The organism is Pseudomonas sp. PI1 (assembly GCF_000812405.1).
In the GTDB taxonomy this organism is placed as follows: Bacteria; Pseudomonadota; Gammaproteobacteria; order Pseudomonadales; family Pseudomonadaceae; genus Pseudomonas; species Pseudomonas citronellolis.
This window is the reverse complement of the sequence record NZ_JWMC01000028.1, coordinates 1-19,377: the sequence shown is the minus strand read 5'-3', so window position 1 is coordinate 19,377 and position 19,377 is coordinate 1. Positions and strand designations below refer to the sequence as shown.

The following is a 19,377-nucleotide window of genomic DNA, read 5'->3' as shown; positions in this document are numbered from 1 at the left end:
CCGCTGCGAGCGCCCCGCCGGCGGCGGGCGGGGGGCTCAGGTGCGTTCGTTGGGTTCGTCTTCGCCGCGCTGCTGCCACCATTGGCGGCGCACATGCAACTGGGCGGCGAAGGCGCGGGCCAGGGATTCCTGGGAAAAGCGCAGGCCGCGGCGGCCCAGGCGCACCAGCCACCAGGGCCGGCCCTGGACTTCAATGGCCTCGATCTTCACCTCGTCCTGCATGCAGGGTCTCCCGGCTGACGATTTCCAGCTCCTGCTCGCCTGCCTTGCGCGTCTTGAGCAGTGACAGCAGTATGCCACCAGCGAGCAGGCCGAAGGTTACCCCAAGCGAGAGCACGGCGGGAACCTTGCCGATGAAGCCGTGGGCGAAGATCTTCGCGCCGATGAACACCAGCACCAGGGCCAGGGCGTACTTCAGGTAGACGAAGCGGTGGATCATCGCCGCCAGCGAGAAGTACAGGGCGCGCAGGCCGAGGATGGCGAAGATGTTCGAGGTGTAGACGATGAACGGGTCCTTGGTGATGGCGAAGATCGCCGGCACGCTGTCCACCGCGAACACCACGTCGGCCAGCTCGATCAGGATCAGCGCCAGGAACAGCGGGGTGGCGAAGCGCACCAGCTTGCCGCTGGCGTCCGGCTTGCGCACGAAGAAGTGGTGCTCGTGGAGCTGCTCGGTGACGCGGATGTGCCTGCGCAAAAAGCGCAGCACCGGGTTGTTGGCCAGGTCGGGCTCTTCCTCGTGCCTGGCGAAGAGCATCTTCACCCCGCTGAACAGCAGGAAGGCGCCGAACACGTACATGATCCACTCGAACTCGCTGACCAGCGCCGCGCCCAGGCCGATCATGATGGCGCGCATGACGATGGCGCCGAGGATGCCCCAGAACAGCACCTGGTGCTGGTAGCGGCGGGGGATGCCGAAGAAGCCGAAGATCATCGCCATGACGAACACGTTGTCCATCGACAGCGATTGCTCCACCAGGAAGCCGGTGTAGTACTCCATGGCGCTGGTGGCGCCGAACTCGTACCAGACGAAGCCGCCGAAGGCCAGGCCGCAGCTGAAGTAGCCGGCCGAAAGCAGCAGGCTCTCGCGCACGCCGATCTCGTGGTGGTCGCGCTGCAGCACGCCCAGGTCGAGGAACAGGAGGAGGATGACGATGGCCAGGAACAGCAGCCAGAACCAGGCGGCGGTGCCGAGGAAGGGGGTGTTGAGGAAATCCAATAGGGGTGCCATGCGGGCCCTCTCTTGCTGTCGTTGTCGAAAGTGACTCCGACATGGCGGTCAGCGACCGTCAGAGGGGCCCGGCGTCACGGCGGGAAAAATAGCAGAGCAGGGTCGCGAGGCAAGCGGGGGAAAGTAACAAGTTCCTACGACCTATTCACTCCTACAGTAACAGCCTAGACCAGGGGCGAGCGCCCTGGGCTGCCCTGGGTCAGTACACCCAGACCTCCACGCGGCGGTTCTTCACCCGGCCTTCCTGGTCGTCGTTGGCCGCCACCGGCAGGGCCGCGCCCATGCCCTCGATGCCGTGGAAGACCACGCCTTCCCTGGCCAGTTCGCGGCGCACCGCCATGGCCCGCAGCTTGGACAGCAGCTGCGCGCGGGCCGGGTCCTGGCGGGCGTCGCCGAAGCCGACCAGCACCGCCTTGCCGTCGAGCTTGTCGTGCTGGCGCAGGTAGGCCAGCAGGCGCTCGACGTCGCGCTGGGCCTTGTTGTCCAGGGTGGCGCTGCCCTCGTGGAAGCGGAAATTCACTGACAGCCGCCGGGCCTCGCGGGCCAGGGCCTTGTACTGCTCGGGCATGCCCTCGGCGGGCTGCACGCGCATGGCCTGCACGCGCTGGCCGACGAAGCCGCTGCCGCTGACCAGGGCCTGGCCGCGGTCGCCCTGGGCGAACTGCACCAGGGCCTGGGCCCAGAGGTTGCGCTCGTTGGGCTTGATGTAAAGGTACAGGCGGCGCGACAGCGGGTAGTCCTCGGTGGCGATACTGCCGGGGGAGGGCAGCATCGCCCGCGACTCGCCATCGGCGATGGCCAGGGCGCGCGCCTTGAGCACCGAGGCCAGGCCGACGAAGCCGATGCCCTGCGGGTCCGCGGCGACCTGGGCCGACAGCGCGTCGCTGGATTCGAAGCGCTGGGCGGAGGCGGCGAGGGCCTTGCCCTGGCTGGCCAGCACCAGCTCCTTGAAGGTATCGAAGGTGCCGGAGTTGTCGTCGCGGGCGTACAGGTGGATGGCGCCGCCGCGGCCGCCGAGTTGCTCCCAGGTCGTCACCTCGCCGGCGAAGACCTGGGCCAACTGGGCGGTGCTCAGCTCGCGCAGCGGGTTGTCCGGGTGCACGACGATGGCCAGGCCGTCGATGCCGATCACCTGCTCGGCCTTGGCGCCGCGCAGGTTGCCCGAGGCGGAAAGGGCCGCGGCCTCGGCGTCCTTGATCGGCCGCGAGGCGGCGGCGATCTCGGCGCTGCCGTCCTTCAGCGCGGCGAAGCCGGTGCTGCTGCCGTGGGCGGCGATCTCCACCACGACGTCGCGGCCCTGGGCGTCGCGGGCGTGGACCCGCGTTTCGTTCTGCGCCTGGCCGGGCTCGGCGAGGATGGCCTTGTAGCCCTGTTCCAGCAGCAGCCCCTTCACCAGCTCCGGCAGCAGGTGCGCGCCTATGGTGTTGGAGCCCTGGATGCGCAGCACCGGCTGGCCCTCCGGGGCGGCGGGCAGGGCGGCGAAGGCGTGCCAGGGCAGGGCGTAGCAGACGAAGGCGATGATCAGCCAGGCGAGGGTGACGGGCCAGGCGTCCTTGTCGTGGCGCGTGAAGTGCGGCATCGGTGATTCCAGGGCGGTTGCGGACGAGGCCGGGAGCATAGGCGGGCAAGGTTTCAGTGCGGTGACGCCGGGCCTCGCGGGCGCGCCGGGTGGGCGCCGCCGCTTTGGCTATAGTCATTCAGCAGCGGCCTGTCCGGGCTGCCGAGCCATTCCCGCAAGGAGCGCCATGTCCCCAGTACGCGGCCTCATCTTCTGCTGTGCCCTGCTGCTGGGCGCGGCGCCGGCCCTGGCCATCGACCAGCCGCCGCTGCAGCCGCTGACCCTCTCCGGCTACAGCGCGCACATGCCCGACAGCTGGCTGAGCCCCGCCGAGCGGGCCTGGCTGGCGCAGCGCGGCCCGCTGCGCGTCGGCGTGGCGCAGGTCGACCGGCCGCCGCTGCAGATCGTCGGCGGCGGCCGCCTGGAGGGCGTCAGCGCCGACTACCTGGGGCTGCTGGCCGGCGGCTACCAGCGCGTCTACGCCTACCCCTCGCGGGAGGCGGCCCTGGAGGCGCTGCGCAAGGGCGAGATCGACATGGTCTGCGGCGGTACCGCCAGCGAGGCCGAGGCCCGCGGCCTGCTGCTCAGCCGCGCCTACCTGCAGGACCAGCCGGTGCTGGTCAGCGACGATGCCCGCCCGTTCGACGCCAGCCGCCCCGGCACCACCCTCGCGCTGGTGGCCGACTACCTGCGCCTGGCCCAGGTGCAGGCGGCCTATCCCAACAGCCGCGTCCTGCTCTTCGCCTCGCCGCTGCGGGCCCTGGAGGCGCTGAGCCTGGGCAACGTCGACGGCATGCTCGGCGATGCGCTGTCGGTGCACTACCTGATCAACATGAACTACCTGTTCAACCTGCGCATCGACAACTTCGCGCCGCTGGAGAGCGCCGGCTTCGGCTTCCTCATGCGCCCCGGCGAGGAGCGCCTGCTCGGCCTGGTGGACCGCGGCCTGGCGCGCATCGACGTGCAGCGCAACGAGGAAATCCTGCGCCGCTGGAGCGCCGGCGAGCGCCTGCGCCTGGGCGGCCAGCGGGTGGTGCTGACGCCGCGGGAAAACCGCTGGCTGGCCGAGCACCCGCGGGTGCCGGTGGTGGTCAACCGCCACAGCGGCTCGCTGGCCCAGGCCGACGCCGACGGGCGCGTCAGCGGCATCGCCCGCGATTACCTGGACCTGCTGGGCCAGCGCTCCGGCCTGCGCTTCGCCTATGCCGCGGTGGACGACTACGCCGACGTGTTCCGCGAGCTGCACGCCGGGCGCGCCTGGCTGACGCCGGTGGTGCCGCCGAGCAACGAGGGCCTGGCGCTGCTGCCACCCTACCTGCAGGCCACCATGCTCCTGGTGATGCGCAAGGACGCGGCGGCCGTCCACGACCTCCACGACCTGGCCGGCAAGCGCGTGTCCATCGCCATCGACCCCTACCTCAACCGCGCGCTCATCGAGCGCTACCCGGACACCCGCCTGGAGTCGGCGGGCAACCAGCGCCAGGCCCTGCGCGAGGTGGCCGAGCAGCGCAGCGAGGCGGCCGTCAGCACCCTGTTCAGCGCCCGCGCGCTGATCGCCGGCGAGTTCAAGGACAGCCTCAAGGTCGCCGGCATACTCGAAGACCTGAGCACCCCCTTCAGCATCGGCGTGCGGCCGGACCAACCGGAGCTTTATTCCATCCTGGAGAAGGCCCAGCTGTCGGTGGACCCGGAGGAGGTGGCCGAGTTGGTGCGGCGCTGGGAACCGCGCCTGGCCTCCGGCGGCGGCGACTTCTGGGCCGAGCACCGCCAGGCGATCCTCAGCGGCGCCGCGCTGGCCGGCGCGCTGGTGCTGCTGTCGCTGGTCTGGGGCTTCTACCTCAACCGCCAGGTGCTGCGCACGCGGCGCGCCGAGCGGCGCCTGGGCGCCCAGGTGGGGCTGCTCAACGAATTGATCGAGGCGCTGCCCAACCCGGTCTACCGGCTCGACCGCGAGGGCCACCTGGACCTCTGCAACCAGGCCATGCTGCGCATGTTCGACGCGCGCCCGGAGGACTGCCTGGGCAAGGCCATCGGCGAGCTGGGCTGGTTCCCCGAGGAGGAGGCCGAGCGCCTGATGCAGGTGCACCGCCAGCAGGTGACCGACGGCGAGATGCCGGCGCCGGGCGACTACGTGCTGCGCCTGCGCGACGGCGATCACTACGTCTACCACTGGGCGGTGGCCCAGCACGATGGCGACGGCGTGGTGCAGGGCGTAATCGGTGGCTGGGTCGACCTGACCGAGCGCCAGCAACTGATCAACCAGCTGGAGCGCGAGCGGCAGCGCGCGGACCAGGCCAGCGCCGCCAAGAGCCAGTTCCTCTCGACCATGAGCCACGAGATCCGCACGCCGATGAACGCCATCGTCGGCCTGCAGGAGCTGGTGCTGGAAAAGGCCCGCGACGGCGTGCTCGACCGCGAGGCGCTGGAGGTGGCGCAGGACGCCGCGCGGGCCCTGCTGATGCTGATCGGCAACGTGCTGGACCTGGCGCGCATCGAGTCCGGGCGCATCGATTCCACGCCGCAGCCGGCGCTGCTGCGCCGCGAGATCGAAGGCGCGGTGGCGCTGTTCGCCGGCCTGGCCACGCAGAAGGGCCTGGGCCTGGACCTGGAAACCGAGGGCGAGCTGGACCACTGGGTGCTGCTGGATGCGCTGCGCTTCAAGCAGGTGCTGTTCAACCTGCTGAACAACGCGGTGAAGTTCACCGAGCGCGGCGGCGTGCGCGTGCGGGCCAGCGCCCGGCGCCAGGGCGAGCGCCTGGAGCTGCTGGTGGAGGTGATCGACAGCGGCATCGGCATTTCCGCCGAGGACCAGGCCCGGCTGTTCCAGCCCTTCGTCCAGGTGGAGCCGGGCGCCAGGGGCCAGGGCACCGGCCTGGGCCTGCACATCAGCCAGCGCCTGGTGCAACTGATGGGCGGCGCCTTCGGCCTGCACAGCGAGCCCGGCCAAGGCTCCTGTTTCAGCGTGCGCCTGCCGCTGGCGCTCACCGAGGCGCCGCCGGACACCGCGCAACCGGGCACCAGCGCCAGCGTCCCGGGCGGCCTGCGGGTGCTGGCGGTGGACGACCACCCGGCCAACCGCATGGTGTTCCGCCAGCAGTTGGCGCACCTGGGCCACAGCGCCACCCTGGCGGCCGGCGGCGAGGAGGGCTGGCAGGCCTGGCTGGCCGGCGACTTCGCCGCGGTCATCACCGATTGCCGGATGCCCGGCGTCGACGGCTACGAGCTGAGCCGGCGCATCCGCGCCCACGAGCGCGAGCAGGGGCGGCGGCCGTGCCGGGTGATCGGCGCCACGGCCAACGCCCAGGAGGAAGAAGTGCAGCGCTGCCGCGACGCCGGCATGGACCAGGTGCTGTTCAAGCCGCTGACCCTCGAGGTGCTGGCCCAGGCGCTGGCCGGCGCGCAGGCCGCGGCGCCGGACGAGCCGGCCGACGATGCGGTCTTCGACCTGAGTGGCCTGTTCGGCCCGCAGCCGCTGGAGAGCGAGGCGGCGCGGGAGTTCGTGCGGACCCTGGCGCAGGCCAATGCCGGCGACATCGAGCAGTTGCACCAGGCCCGCAGCCGCGGCGACCGCAAGGCGCTGGGCGACCTGGCGCACCGCCTGGCCGGCGCCGCGGCGATCATCGGCGCCGCCGAGGCGGAAGGGCATTGCCGCGCCCTGCAGCGAATCTGCGAAGGCGATGGGGAAGGACTGGAAGCGCGCCTGGGCCAGGCCGATGCGGCGCTGGCCGAACTGCAGCGCGCGCTGGCCGACTGGCTGGCGCGCGCCGCTGGCTGATCAGCTCAGCTTGAGCCAGATGGGCGCGTGGTCGGAGGGTTTTTCCATGCCGCGGATCTGGTAGTCGATGCCGGCATCGGCCAGGCGCGGGCGCAGCGCCTCGGAGGCGAGGATGACGTCGATGCGCAGGCCGCGCTTGGGCTCGTCCTCGAAGCCGCGGCTGCGGTAGTCGAACCAGCTGAAGCGGTCGTTCACCTGCGGGTGCAGCTGGCGGAAGCTGTCCACCAGGCCCCAGGCCTTGAGCTTGCCCAGCCACTCGCGCTCCTCGGGGAGGAAGCTGCATTTGCCGGTGCGCAGCCAGCGCTTGCGGTTCTCCTCGCCGATGCCGATGTCGCAGTCCTCCGGCGAGATGTTGATGTCGCCCATGATCACCAGGCGCTGCTCGGGCTTGAACTGGCTTTCCAGCAACTGCTGCAGGTCGGCGTAGAAGCGCTGCTTGGCCGGGAACTTCACCGGGTGCTCGCGGCTTTCGCCCTGGGGGAAGTAGCCGTTCATCACGGTGATCGGCTGGCCGTCGGCGTCGGCGAAGGTGCCCCAGATGAAGCGGCGCTGGGCGTCTTCGCCGTCGTTGGGGAAGCCGTAGCGGATTTCCAGCGGCGCCTGGCGCGAGAGCAGGGCCACGCCGTAGTGGCCCTTCTGGCCGTGGAAGTGCACCTGGTAGCCCAGGGCCTCGATCTCTTCGCGGGGGAACTGGTCGTCGGCGACCTTGGTTTCCTGCAGGCCGATGACGTCGGGCTGGTGCGTCTCGACGATCGCCTTGAGTTGGGCGGGGCGGGCACGCAAGCCATTGATATTGAAAGAGACGATTTTCATCCGCAGCGTCCTGGGCAAAGTGACGATGCTAGCCGCTGGCGCCGGCAGCGGCAAATGCCGCGACGGGCCGAAGGCGGCCGCTGGCGGTGCGGGCGCGGCGCTGCTAGGGTTCGGCTCTGGGCCCAAACACGATAACAAGAGGTGTCCGCATGCCTGAGACGCTCGCCGAAGTCCGCCTGCTGGGCGATTCCTACGCCCGGGAGATCCGCTCGCTGCTCTACCACGCCTACCGCCACGAGCCGACCTTCGCCTACCTGTTCGAAAGCGACCGCCCCGGCTTCGACCAGCGGGTGCGCGCCACCGTGCGCGAGCTGACCAACCGGCACCTGTCCGAAGACCTGCCGGTGCTCGGCCTGGTGATCGACGAGCGCCTGGTGGCGGTGGCGCTGATCGCTCCGCCGCAACGCCGCCTGGACATCACCGACAGCTGGGCCTGGCGCATGCGCATGCTGCTCACCACCGGCTTCCGCTGCACGCGGCGCTACCTGGCCTACCACGAGGCCGTGCTCGGCTGCCTGCCGCCGGGGCCCTACCACGTGCTGCCGCTGCTGGGCGTGCACCCGGAATTCCAGGGCCGCCACCTCGGCGAACAGCTGCTCGACGCCCTGCATGCCTGGTGCGTCGACGACGTGGATTCCCAGGGCCTGGTGCTGGACACCGGCAACGCCCGCTACCTGGATTTCTACCGCCGCCACGGCTACGAGGAGGTGGGCGAAGTGGCGCTGGGGCCGCTGCGCGAACACGTGCTGTTCCACCCCAATCCGCAGCCGGAAACGCGCCTGGCCCGCGAGGGCTGATAGCCCCTCGCTATCGCGCAAAGCCGCGGCGCAGGGGCCGCGGCGCTGGATTGTCACGGCCATCGTGCTAGCATCTCGCGCCATGAGACTCCAAGGAACGATTCGGCTAGCGCTGATGGGCCTGCTGTGCTGGATCGGCGCGGCAGTGGCAGCGGAAAGCCAGCTCGACGTACGTATCGACCCCGCCAACTCTGCGCTCAAGGCCAATATCGAGGCCTATGTGGGCAGCGTGGAAGGGCGCGACGAAACCGCCCTGCGACGCCTGCGCCGCACGGTCCAGCAACAGGCCGTGCAGGCCGCCCAGGCGCTGGGCTACTACCAGGCGCGCATTCGCGCGCGGGTGCGTGGCGACGCCAAGAACCCGCGCCTGCGCATCGATGTCTCGCCCGGCGAGCCGGTGAAGCTGCGCACGGTCGACATCCGCATCGAGGGGCCGGCGGCTAAGCTTGCGAACTTCCGCGTGCCCGGCGGCGATACTTTGAAGCCCGGCGCGCAGCTCAACCACGGCACCTACGAGGACGCCAAGCGGCTGATCCAGAACCAGGCCTCGCGCTTCGGCTTCTTCCGCGGCCAGTTCACCCGCCAGCAACTGCGCGTCGACCCCGAGGCCGGGGTGGCCGACATCGAGCTGGTCTACGCCAGCGGCCCGCGCTTCGCCCTCGGCGCGGTCAGCTTCAGCGGCGACTACCCGTTCGACGAGGAACTGCTGCGGCGCATGGTGCCCTTCCGGCAGGGCGAGGCCTACGACTCCGAACTCATCGCCGACCTCAACCAGGCCCTGCAGTCCAGCGGCTACTTCGACGGCGTGCGCGTCGACGCCTCGCCGCTGCAGGCCAAGGGTGAGAGCATCCCGGTGGCGGTCCACCTCAGCGCGCGCAAGCCGCGCTCGCTCGGCGTCGGCCTGGGCTTCTCCACCGACGTGGGGCCGCGCGCCAAGTTCAGCTGGACGCGCCACTGGGTCAACCCCCAGGGCCACAGCCTGGGCACCGAGGCCGAAGTCTCCGGGCCGCGGCAGAACGTCGGCGCCTGGTATGAGGTGCCGCTGGACCCGCCGCTGACCGACAAGCTGCGCTTCACCACCGGCTACCAGAACGAAGACCTGGTGGACACCGAGAGCAAGCAGTTCACCCTCGGCGGCGAGTGGCTGCGCAAGCTGCCCAGCGGCTGGCAGCGCTCGTTCTCCCTGGGCTGGCTGCACGAGGAGTACCTGCTGGGCGACGACTCGGGCAACAGCAGCTTCCTCATGCCCGGCTTCGGCTATTCCATCCTGCACGCCGACAACAAGGTCGACCCCCACCAGGGCTACCGCCTGCAGCTGGAGACCAAGGTGGCCAAGGAGGGCCTGCTGGCCGACGCCGACCTGGCCCACGTCAGCGCCATGGCCAAGGGTTTGACCACCTTCGCCGGCGGCCACCGCCTGCTCGGCCGCGCCCAGGTCGGCTTCATCGCCACCAACGACTATTCGAGCATCCCGCCGTCGCTGCGCTTCTTCGCTGGCGGCGACCAGAGCGTGCGCGGCTACGACTACCAGACGCTGTCGCCGAAGAACTCCCGGGGCGACCGCATCGGCGGGCGCTACATGGTCGCCGGCAGCGTCGAGTACCAGTACCCGCTGGCTGAGAAATGGCGCCTGGCGACCTTCATCGACCAGGGCAACTCCTTCAACTCGCTGGACTTCCCCTCGATCAAGACCGGCGTCGGCTTCGGCATCCGCTGGGTGTCGCCGGTGGGGCCGCTGCGCCTGGACCTGGCCGACGGCCTGGACGAGGGCGGCGGCTGGCGCATCCACTTCTCCATGGGGCCCGAGCTGTGAAGCGCCTGCTGAAATACTTGGTGGCCGCGCTGCTCGGCCTGATCCTGCTGCTGGCCGTGGCGCTGGCCGCCATCCTCGGCAGCGAGGCCGGCAGCCGCTGGGCCCTGGGCCTGGTGCCGGGCCTGCAGGTGCAGGGCTACTCTGGCCGTTTGGGCGGCGCCTGGCAGGCCGCGCGCCTGGCCTGGAGCGACGGCGCCACCGAGCTGGAAGTCGAGCGGCCGCAGTTCGCCTGGTCGCCCGCCTGCCTGCTGCAAGGCGCGCTGTGCATCGACCGCCTGATCGTCGAGCGCGTGCAGCTGCGCCTGGCGCCGGGGCCAGCGGAGCCCAGCGAGGGGCCGATCCAGCTGCCGGCGCTGAAACTGCCCCTGGCCGTGCGCCTGGGCGAAGTGCGCCTGGGCAGCTTCCTGCTCGATGGCAACGAACAGGTCAGCAACGTCCAGGCCAGCGCCCACTGGGAGGCCGACGGCCTGCACATCGACGTGCTCAAGGCCGCCCGCGGCGACCTCGCCGTAGACCTGAGCGGCCTGCTCACCCCGCAGGGCAACTGGCCGTTGCAGGCCCAGGGCAGCCTGCGCCTGCCGGCGCCCGGCGAGCAGCCCTGGGAGTTGAAACTGCAAGCCAAGGGCGAACTGCTCGGCCACCTGCTGCTGGAAGCCGACAGCAGCGGCTACCTGCAAGGCCACCTGAGCGGCGACCTGCAACCGTTGGCGGAGAACCTGCCGGCCAGCGCGAAGATCACTGCCGACGGCTTCCGCGGCGCGGCGGACCTGCCCGACACCCTGGTGCTGAACAAGGTGCAGCTGCAAGCGGCGGGCGACCTGGCCGCCGGCTACCGCATCAACGGTTCGGCCGTGCTGCCGGGGGAGGGCGGCGACGTCGCCCTGGCCTTGCAGGGGCGCGTCGACGCCAAGGGCGCGGACATCGCCGCGCTGAACCTCACCGCCGCGCCGGAACAGCGCCTGGGCCTGAGCGGCCGCCTCGACTGGCAGGAGGGTTTCGCCGCCGACGCCAAGCTGGACTGGCTGGACTTCCCCTGGCTGCGCCTGTACCCCATGGAGCCGCCGCCGGTCTCCATGCACCGCCTGCAAGCCGACCTGCAGTACCGCGACGAGGCCTACCTGGGCAACTTTGCCGCCGAACTCAGCGGCCCGGCCGGCGCCTTCCAACTGAGCAGCCCGGTGTCCGGCAACCTCGCCGAGGTGCACCTGCCGTCGCTGCAGCTCGTCGCCGGGCAGGGCAAGGCCGAGGGCAGCCTGGGCCTGAAGTTCGCCGACACCCTGGCCTGGGATGCGCAACTGAAGCTGAGCGACTTCGACCCGGCCTACTGGGTCGCCGAACTGCCGGGCAAGCTCGGCGGGCCGCTGAGCAGCCAGGGCAGTTTCAAGAACGGTGTGCTCGCCGTGCAGGCCAACCTCGACCTGCAGGGGCGCCTGCGCGGCCAGCCGGCGGTCTTCAAGACCGCCGCCAACGGCCAGGGCCAGAACTGGAAGGTCGACGGCCTGGAACTGCGCCTGGGCGACAACCGCATCAGCGGCCAGGCCAGCCTCGACCAGCGCCTGGCCGGGCGCCTGGACATCGCCCTGGCGCGCCTGGGCCAGCTCTGGCCGCAATTGCAGGGCCAACTGAACGGCCGCCTCGACCTGGCCGGCAGCCTCAAGGCGCCCCAGGGCGAACTGAGCCTCAAGGGCCAGCGCCTGGCCTTCCAGGACAACGGCGTGCGCAGCCTCGACCTCAGCGCCCGCCTCGACGCCGCCCAGCGTGGCCGCCTGGAACTGCTGGCCGACGGCGTGCGCGCCGGCGACACGCGCCTGGGCCAGTTCAAGGCCAGCGGACAGGGCGACCTGCAACGCCAGCAGCTCGACCTGTCCCTGCAGGGGCGCCCGCTGGTGCTGGCGCTGGGCTTCGACGGCACTTGGAACGGCCGCGACTGGCGCGGCCGCCTGGCCAAGGGCGAGATCCAGAGCGGCGGCCAGGACTGGCGCCTGCAACAGCCGGCGCGCCTGGAACGCCTGGCCGACGGCCGCCTGAACCTGGGCGCGCACTGCTGGGCCTCCGGCCCGGCCAGCCTCTGCGGCGGCGAACAGCGCCTGCTGCCGGAGCCGCAGCTGCGCTGGCAACTGCGCGACTTCCCGCTGGACAGCCTGGCGCGCTGGCTGCCCGAGGACTTCGCCTGGCAGGGCAAGCTCAACGGCGACGTCAAGCTCGACCTGCCGGCCCGCGGCCCCAACGGCAACATCCTGCTGGATGCCGGTGCCGGCACCCTGCGCCTGAAAGAACAGGACCAGTGGCTCGACTTCCCCTACCAGAGCCTGCGCCTGGAAAGCCGCCTGACGCCCACCCGCATCGACAGCAGCCTGCAGTTCCACGGCAACAAGCTCGGCACCCTGGACGCCCAGGCGGTGCTCGACCCGCGACCGAAGAACAAGCCGCTGAGCGGCAGCTTCACCCTCGCCGGGCTGGACCTGGCGGTGGCGCGGCCCTTCGTGCCCATGGTCGAGACGCTCAAGGGCCGCCTGGACGGCAACGGGCGCATTTCCGGTGGCCTCATGCAGCCGCGCCTGGACGGCGAACTGCGGCTTTCCGGCGGCGAGCTGTCCGGCGGCGACCTGCCGACGCGCCTGGCCAACCTGCAGGTGCTGGCGCGTATCGCCGGCGAGCGCGTCGACCTCAGCGGCACCTGGAGCGGCGGCGACAAGGGCAACGGCAGCCTGGGCGGCTACCTGGCCTGGAGCCAGGGCCTGGACATGGACCTGGCAGTGCGCGGCACGGACCTGCCGGTGAGCGTCGAGCCCTACGCCAACCTTGAAGTCACCCCGGACCTGGCGCTGCGCATGGCCGACCAGAAGCTCAGCGTTTCCGGCAAGGTGCAGGTGCCGCGCGGGGCCATCGTCATCCGCCAGCTGCCGCCCTCGACGGTGAAGCTCTCCGACGACACCCTGATCGTCGGCGCGCCGCCCAGGGAGCAGGGCGGCCCCCACCTGGCCATGGACGTGGACGTGCTGGTCGGCCAGGACAAGCTGACCTTCAGCGGCTTCGGCCTGAGCGCCGAGCTGGCCGGCCAGGTGCACATCGGCGACGACATGGACACCCGCGGCGAGCTGAGCCTGAACAAGGGCCGCTACCGGGCCTACGGGCAGAAACTCAGCATCCGCCGCGCGCGCCTGCTGTTCGCCGGCCCCATCGACCAGCCGTACCTGGACATCGAGGCGATCCGCAAGGTCGACGACGTGATCGCCGGCCTGCGCCTGACCGGCAATGCCGAGCAGCCGCGTAGCGAGGTGTTCTCGGAGCCGGCGATGAGCCAGGAGCAGGCGCTGTCCTACCTGGTCATGGGCCGCCCGCTGTCCACCGGCGAGGACAGCAACATGCTCGGCGAGGCCGCCCTGGCCCTGGGCCTGGCCGGCAGCGCGCCGATCACCGGCGAGGTGGCCAGGCAACTGGGCATCAAGGACTTCGAGCTGGGCACCGAAGGCACCGGCACCAGCACCAGCGTGGTCGCCAGCGGCCAGCTCTCCGAGCGCCTGAGCCTGCGCTACGGCGTGGGCGTGTTCGAGCCGGCCAACACCATCGCCCTGCGCTACCTGCTGAGCAAGAAGGTCTACCTGGAGGCTGCCAGCGGTTTGGCCAGTTCCCTGGACATCTTCTACAAGCGCGACTTCTGAGAGAGGCAGTCAGGTTGCGAATGATGTCAGCGAATTTTCGCGCATCATTCTCGGCCCATATCTGACTGCGACATGGATATCGTGACCGCCCACTCAACTCCACGGACGGCGCGATGGTTTCGGTCTATCAACTCAAATCGAGCTTCCAGAATCTGCTGCGGCCATTGGTGGTGCGCCTGCATGCCCGGGGCGCGACGGCCAACCAGGTGACACTGGCGGCCTGTGCGCTATCGATGCTGGTGGCCTCCTTGGTGGCTGGCCTGGCTGCGCACCCTTGGGTGTTTGCCCTGATCCCGCTGTGGATGTTCCTGCGCATGGCACTCAATGCCATGGACGGCATGCTGGCCCGCGAATTCGGGCAGCAGTCGCCCCTCGGCGCCTACCTCAACGAACTTACCGACGTGGTCGCCGATGCCGCGCTCTACCTGCCGTTCGCCTTGCTGCCAGGGGTGACCCCGGCCTGGGTGGTGCTGGTGGTGTTGCTGGCGCTGCTCGCCGAATACGCCGGCGTGCTGGGGCACATGGTCGGTGCCTCGCGGCGCTACGACGGCCCCATGGGCAAGAGCGACCGAGCGCTGTGCTTTGGCGTGCTCGGCGCCGGAATTGCCAGTGGCTTGTTGCCGACGGCCTGGATCGACCCAGCCATGTGGTTGCTGGCTGCGCTGCTGGCGCTGACCGTGGTCAACCGCGTCAGCCAGGGCCTGGCCGCGCCGCGTCAGGACTGATGGCCGCGCTCGTCTGCCGGTTCACCCTGGCCCCCTGAAGGAACCCACGGATGCTGGAAAAACTCCTCGCCTACGTCATCATCGCCAGCGCCCGCACGGTCACCGGCCTGCGCAGCCTGTGGCTGGGCACCACGCCGAAGGCGGTACAACGCATCTACTATGCCAACCACAGCAGCCATGGCGACTTCGTCCTGCTCTGGGCCTCGTTGCCGCCGGAGCTGCGCCCGCGTACCCGGCCGGTGGCCGGCGCCGACTATTGGGGCAAACCCGGCCTGCGCGGCTTCGTCATCAACCGGGTGTTCAACGGCGTGCTCATCGAGCGCCAGCGCAGCGAAGCCGATGGCAACCCGCTGGCGCCGATCGAACGCGCGCTGGCCGCCGGCGACTCGCTGATCCTGTTCCCCGAGGGCACGCGCAACCTGGACGACGAGGTGCGCCTGCTGCCGTTCAAGAGCGGCATCTACCACCTTTCCCGCGCCCATCCGCAGGTGGAGCTGGTGCCGGTGTGGATCGCCAACCTCAACCGGGTGATGCCCAAGGGCCGCGCGCTGCCGTTGCCGCTGCTGTGCACCCTGAGCTTCGGCACGCCGCTGGTGGCGCAGGCCGACGAGGCCAAGGAGGCCTTCCTCGAGCGCGCCCGCGAGGCGCTGCTGGCCCTGGCGCCGGCGGAGGGGCACTGAAATGGACGGGCAGACCTGGCTGTTGTTTGCCGGCATCGGCGCGATCCTCCTCGGCGCCTCGATAATCGGTACCGTCCTGCGCCGGCGCGCGGCTCCCGGGCCACACGCGGTGATCGACAACCTCAACGCGCGGGTCAAGGCCTGGTGGGCCATGGTCGCGGTGATCGGCTGCGCCTTCGCCCTTGGTCACTGGGCGGTGGTTCTGCTGTTCTACGGGGTGTCGTTCTATGCGCTACGCGAGTTCATGACCTTGATGCCGACCCGGCGCAGCGACTACCCGGCACTGGTGGCGGCGTTCTACTTCGTGCTGCCGATGCAATACCTGCTGATCGCCATCGACTGGTACGGGATGTTCTCCATCTTCATCCCGGTCTACGTGTTCCTCCTGCTGCCGATCCTGGCCTCGCTGGGCGGCGACGCCAAGCACTTCCTCGAACGCGCCTCCAAGGTGCAGTGGGGGCTGATGCTGGCGGTGTACTGCATTTCCTTCGTGCCGGCGCTGCTGACCCTGGACATACCCGGCTTCGAGGGCCGCAACCTGCTGCTGATCGCCTATCTGGTGATAGTGGTGCAGCTCTCCGACGTGCTGCAGTACGTGTGCGGCAAGCTGTTCGGCAGACGCAGGATAGCCCCCAACCTGTCGCCGTCGAAGACCGTGGAAGGCTTCGTCGGCGGCGTGGCGCTGGCCACTGCGATCGGCACCGCGCTCTACTGGATCACCCCCTTCGCGCCCTGGCAGGCGCTGCTGATGGCGCTGCTGCTGAATGTGCTGGGCTTCTTCGGCGGCCTGGTGATGTCGGCGATCAAGCGCGACCGCGGAGTCAAGGACTGGGGGCACATGATCGAAGGCCATGGCGGCATGCTCGACCGGCTGGACTCGGTGTGCTTCGCCGCGCCTATCTTCTTCCACGCGGTGCGCTACTGGTGGACCTGAGGGCCGCCGGCCGCGCCTTCATGGCACCTTAAGGAACTCCTCGCAGACTCCCGCTGCCGCCGGTCAGGGCGGCAGTGATCGGGGAGTCGCCATGCGTTTCGAACAGATCAGGACCCACCTGCTGGAGTTCCTCAACAAGGGCCTGCCCGCCCGGCAGCTGCGCCGGCTGGTGCTGCTCGACCTGCTGCGCGGCTCGGCGGCCGGGCGCCAGGCGCCGGCGCAGCTGGCCCAGGGCATGCTGGAATGGTCGGTGCTGGAGCCGCAGGCGCTGTTCGAGCGCCTGGGCAGCCGCCGCGAGGGCCTGAGCGAGGCCGAGGCCGCCGAGCGGCGGGAGAGCGTCGGGCTCAACGAGGTCGACCAGGAGCGCCCGATGCCCTGGTGGCGGCACCTGTGGCTGTGCTACTGCAACCCCTTCAACCTGCTGCTCAGCGTGCTGGCGCTGGTGTCGCTGTTCACCGGCGACAGCGCGGCGGCGGTGGTGATCGGCGCCATGGTGGGCATTTCCACGCTGCTGCGCTTCGTCCAGGAGAAACGCTCCAACGACGCCGCCGAGCAGCTCAAGGCCATGGTCAGCAACACCGCCACCGTGTTCCGCTACCCCGAGGGCGGGCAGGGCGCGGTGCAGCGCCTGGAGGTGCCGATCCGCCAGCTGGTGCCCGGCGAGGTGCTGTGGCTGTCGGCCGGCGACATGGTGCCGGCGGACGTGCGCCTGTTCAGCGCCAAGGACCTGTTCGTCAGCCAGGCGGCGCTCACCGGCGAGTCGCTGCCGGTGGAGAAGTTCGCCCAGGTCCGCGACGCCCGCCAGGGCAACCCGCTGGAGCGCGACAGCCTGTGCTTCATGGGCACCACCGTGGTCAGCGGCTCGGCCCGCGCGGTGGTGGTCGGCACCGGCGCGCAGACCTACTTCGGCTCCCTGGCCGAACGGGTGATCGCCAGCGACCACACGCCCACCGCCTTCCAGGCCGGGGTCAACAAGGTCAGCTGGCTGCTGATCCGCTTCATGCTGGTGATGGCGCCCATCGTCCTGCTGCTCAACGGCTTCACCAAGGGCGACTGGCTGCAGGCGGCGCTGTTCGCGCTGTCCATCGCCGTGGGCCTGACCCCGGAAATGCTGCCGATGATCGTCACCTCGACCCTGGCCAAGGGCGCGGTGGCGCTGAGCCGGCGCAAGGTCATCGTCAAGCGCCTGGACGCCATCCAGAACTTCGGCGCCATGGACATTCTCTGCACCGACAAGACCGGCACCCTGACCCAGGACCGCATCGTCCTGGAACGCCACACCGACGCCTTCGGCGAGGTGGAGGACCGGGTGCTGCAGCTGGCCTTCCTCAACAGCCACTACCAGACCGGGCTTAAGAACCTGCTGGACGTGGCCGTGCTCGAGCACGTGGAACTGCGCCAGGCGCTGCGGGTGGACAGCCGCTACCGCAAGGTCGACGAAATCCCCTTCGACTTCGCCCGCCGGCGCATGTCGGTGGTGGTCAGCGAGCACGACGACCACCACCTGCTGATCTGCAAGGGCGCCCTGGAGGAAGTGCTGGCGGTGTGCGCCTCGGTGCGCGAGCAGGAGCGTGTCGAGCCGCTGACCGGCGAGCGCCTGGCGTGCATCTGCGCGGTGGCCGAGGCGCTCAACCAGGACGGCCTGCGGGTGGTCGCGGTGGCCACCCGCGAGCTGCCGACCAACCGCGACACCTACGGCCTGGCCGACGAGCAGGGGCTGTGCTTGGACGGCTACATCGCCTTCCTCGACCCGCCCAAGGAAACCACCGCCCCGGCCCTGCGCGCCCTGGCCGCCAACGGCGTGGCGGTGAAGGTGCTGACCGGCGACAACGAGCGGGTGACGCTGAAGGTCTGCCGCGACGTCGGCCTGCAGGTCGACGGCGTGCTGCTGGGCCCGCAGCTGGATGACATCGCCGATGCCGAGCTGGGCGAACTGGCCGAGCGCACCACGCTGTTCGCCAAGCTGACGCCGACGCACAAGGAACGCCTGGTCCGCGTGCTGCGCGAGCGCGGCCACGTGGTGGGCTTCCTCGGCGACGGCATCAACGACGCCCCGGCGCTGCGCAGCGCGGACATCGGGATCTCGGTGGACTCGGCGGTGGACATCGCCAAGGAAGCGGCCGACCTGATCCTCCTGGAAAAGAGCCTGATGGTGCTGGAGGAGGGCGTGGTGGAAGGGCGGCGCACCTTCGCCAACATGCTCAAGTACATCCGCATGACCGCCAGCTCTAACTTCGGCAACGTGTTCAGCGTGCTGGTGGCCAGTGCCTTCATCCCGTTCCTGCCGATGCTGCCGATGCAGCTGCTGGTGCAGAACCTGCTGTACGACATCTCGCAGATCGCCATCCCCTTCGACGGCGTGGACGCCGAACAGCTGAGCCGCCCGCAGCAATGGAACCCCGACGGCCTGGGGCGCTTCATGGTGTTCTTCGGGCCGCTGAGTTCGATCTTCGACATCACCACCTTCCTGGTGCTGTGGCACGTATTCGGCGCCAACGCCCCGGCCCACCAGACGCTGTTCCAGTCCGGCTGGTTCGTCGAGGGACTGCTCTCGCAACTGCTGGTGGTGCACATGATCCGCACCCGGCGCATCCCCTTCCTGCAGAGCCGCGCCTCCTGGCCGCTGCTGGCGATGACCGCGGTCATCGGCGCGCTGGCGATCTTCCTGCCCATGGGGCCGCTGGCACGCTACTTCCACATGCAGCCGCTGCCGCCGGGCTACTGGCCGTGGCTGGTGGCGATCCTGCTGGGCTACATGGGGCTGACCCAGGCAGTGAAGGGCTGGTTCGCGCGGCGGTATGGGTGGTCGTAGGGCTTGAGAGAATCGCGGACGGAGTCCGCTAGGTGCCAGGAAGCACGGCTTTTCGTAGGATGGCGTTGAGCGAAGCGATACCCATCAGCACGGCAGCATGGGTATCGCAAGCTCAACCCATCCTACGAAGAGCACCTCGGCGCAAGACAGTTGCTCCTACAGGAAGCACGGGCGTAGGAGCGGACCTTGTCCGCGATGGCCGGATGTTCCGGCGCGGTTCGCGGATAAGAATCTCCTACGCTGCTCCACCCGCGCCATTCCCATGTAGGAGCGCGCCCTGCGCGCGATTCGCGGGCAGGGCCCGCTCCTACAGTTCCAGGAAATATCCGTAGGATGGGTTGAGCGAAAGCGATACCCATCACCACGGCAGCATGGGTATCGCAAGCTCAATCCATCCTACGAAGAGCACCTCGGCGCAAGACAGTTGCTCCTACAGGAAGCACGGGTGTAGCGGACCTTGTCCGCGATGGCCGGATGTTCCGGCGCGGTTCGCGGATGAGATCCGCTCCTACGCTGCCCCACCCGCGCCATTCCCATGTAGGAGCGCGCCCTGCGCGCGATTCGCGGGCAGGGCCCG

General features: G+C 69.9%; 12 protein-coding genes. 8 read left to right on the top strand and 4 right to left on the bottom strand.

All coding sequences use genetic code 11. The annotated features are described in order from the left end of the window. Nucleotides 1-36 precede the first annotated feature (36 nt). The 3 genes from RN02_RS10590 to RN02_RS10580 all read right to left on the bottom strand — a co-directional run bounded on the left by RN02_RS10590 (nt 37) and on the right by RN02_RS10580 (nt 2,810). On the bottom strand, nt 37-222 hold the full coding sequence (locus RN02_RS10590; RefSeq protein WP_009619452.1) for a hypothetical protein: 186 nt from the start codon (nt 220-222) through the stop codon (nt 37-39). Further along, on the bottom strand, nt 191-1,231 hold the full coding sequence (locus tag RN02_RS10585; protein ID WP_043314427.1) for a TerC family protein: 1,041 nt from the start codon (nt 1,229-1,231) through the stop codon (nt 191-193). The genes RN02_RS10590 and RN02_RS10585 overlap by 32 nt, the downstream gene beginning before the upstream one ends. A 199-nt stretch (nt 1,232-1,430) precedes the next feature. After that, complete coding sequence (locus RN02_RS10580; protein ID WP_043314426.1) at nt 1,431-2,810, bottom strand: substrate-binding domain-containing protein; 1,380 nt, start codon at nt 2,808-2,810, stop codon at nt 1,431-1,433. 166 nt (nt 2,811-2,976) lie between these two features. On the opposite strand from RN02_RS10580, the gene RN02_RS10575 reads away from it, so the two are divergent. Then, a complete protein-coding gene (locus tag RN02_RS10575; RefSeq protein ID WP_043314424.1) occupies nt 2,977-6,564 on the top strand; it encodes an ATP-binding protein in 3,588 nt (1,195 codons plus the stop codon). Here the strand turns inward: RN02_RS10575 and xthA are convergent, their stop codons facing one another. Then, the gene (gene xthA / locus RN02_RS10570) at nt 6,565-7,377 is read right to left on the bottom strand and encodes an exodeoxyribonuclease III (RefSeq protein WP_009619456.1); all 813 of its coding nucleotides are present in this window, start codon (nt 7,375-7,377) and stop codon (nt 6,565-6,567) included. Between the two features lie 149 nt (nt 7,378-7,526). Between xthA and RN02_RS10565 the strand changes: the two genes are divergently transcribed. From RN02_RS10565 to mgtA, 7 genes are all read left to right on the top strand, one after another. After that, nucleotides 7,527-8,174 (top strand): GNAT family N-acetyltransferase, encoded by a 648-nt coding sequence (locus RN02_RS10565; RefSeq protein WP_009619457.1) that lies wholly within the window; start codon nt 7,527-7,529, stop codon nt 8,172-8,174. A 115-nt stretch (nt 8,175-8,289) separates the two neighbouring features. Then, nucleotides 8,290-9,987 carry an autotransporter assembly complex protein TamA gene (locus RN02_RS10560; protein WP_043314423.1) on the top strand — a complete coding sequence of 566 codons (1,698 nt, stop codon included), beginning with the start codon at nt 8,290-8,292 and terminating at the stop codon, nt 9,985-9,987. Continuing rightward, nucleotides 9,984-13,649 carry a translocation/assembly module TamB domain-containing protein gene (locus tag RN02_RS10555; RefSeq protein ID WP_043314422.1) on the top strand — a complete coding sequence of 1,222 codons (3,666 nt, stop codon included), beginning with the start codon at nt 9,984-9,986 and terminating at the stop codon, nt 13,647-13,649. The genes RN02_RS10560 and RN02_RS10555 overlap by 4 nt, the downstream gene beginning before the upstream one ends. A gap of 113 nt (nt 13,650-13,762) precedes the next feature. Next, a complete protein-coding gene (locus RN02_RS10550) occupies nt 13,763-14,374 on the top strand; it encodes a CDP-alcohol phosphatidyltransferase family protein (protein ID WP_009619461.1) in 612 nt (203 codons plus the stop codon). Between the two features lie 50 nt (nt 14,375-14,424). Then, nucleotides 14,425-15,054: a lysophospholipid acyltransferase family protein gene (locus RN02_RS10545; RefSeq protein WP_043314421.1), complete on the top strand. Its 630-nt coding sequence runs from the start codon at nt 14,425-14,427 to the stop codon at nt 15,052-15,054. A 1-nt stretch (nt 15,055) separates the two neighbouring features. Continuing rightward, the gene (locus RN02_RS10540) at nt 15,056-15,988 is read left to right on the top strand and encodes a phosphatidate cytidylyltransferase (protein WP_043314420.1); all 933 of its coding nucleotides are present in this window, start codon (nt 15,056-15,058) and stop codon (nt 15,986-15,988) included. A gap of 91 nt (nt 15,989-16,079) precedes the next feature. Next, entirely contained in the window at nt 16,080-18,800 is a 2,721-nt protein-coding gene (gene mgtA / locus RN02_RS10535; RefSeq protein WP_043314419.1) for a magnesium-translocating P-type ATPase, read from the top strand. Nucleotides 18,801-19,377: the final 577 nt, after the last annotated feature.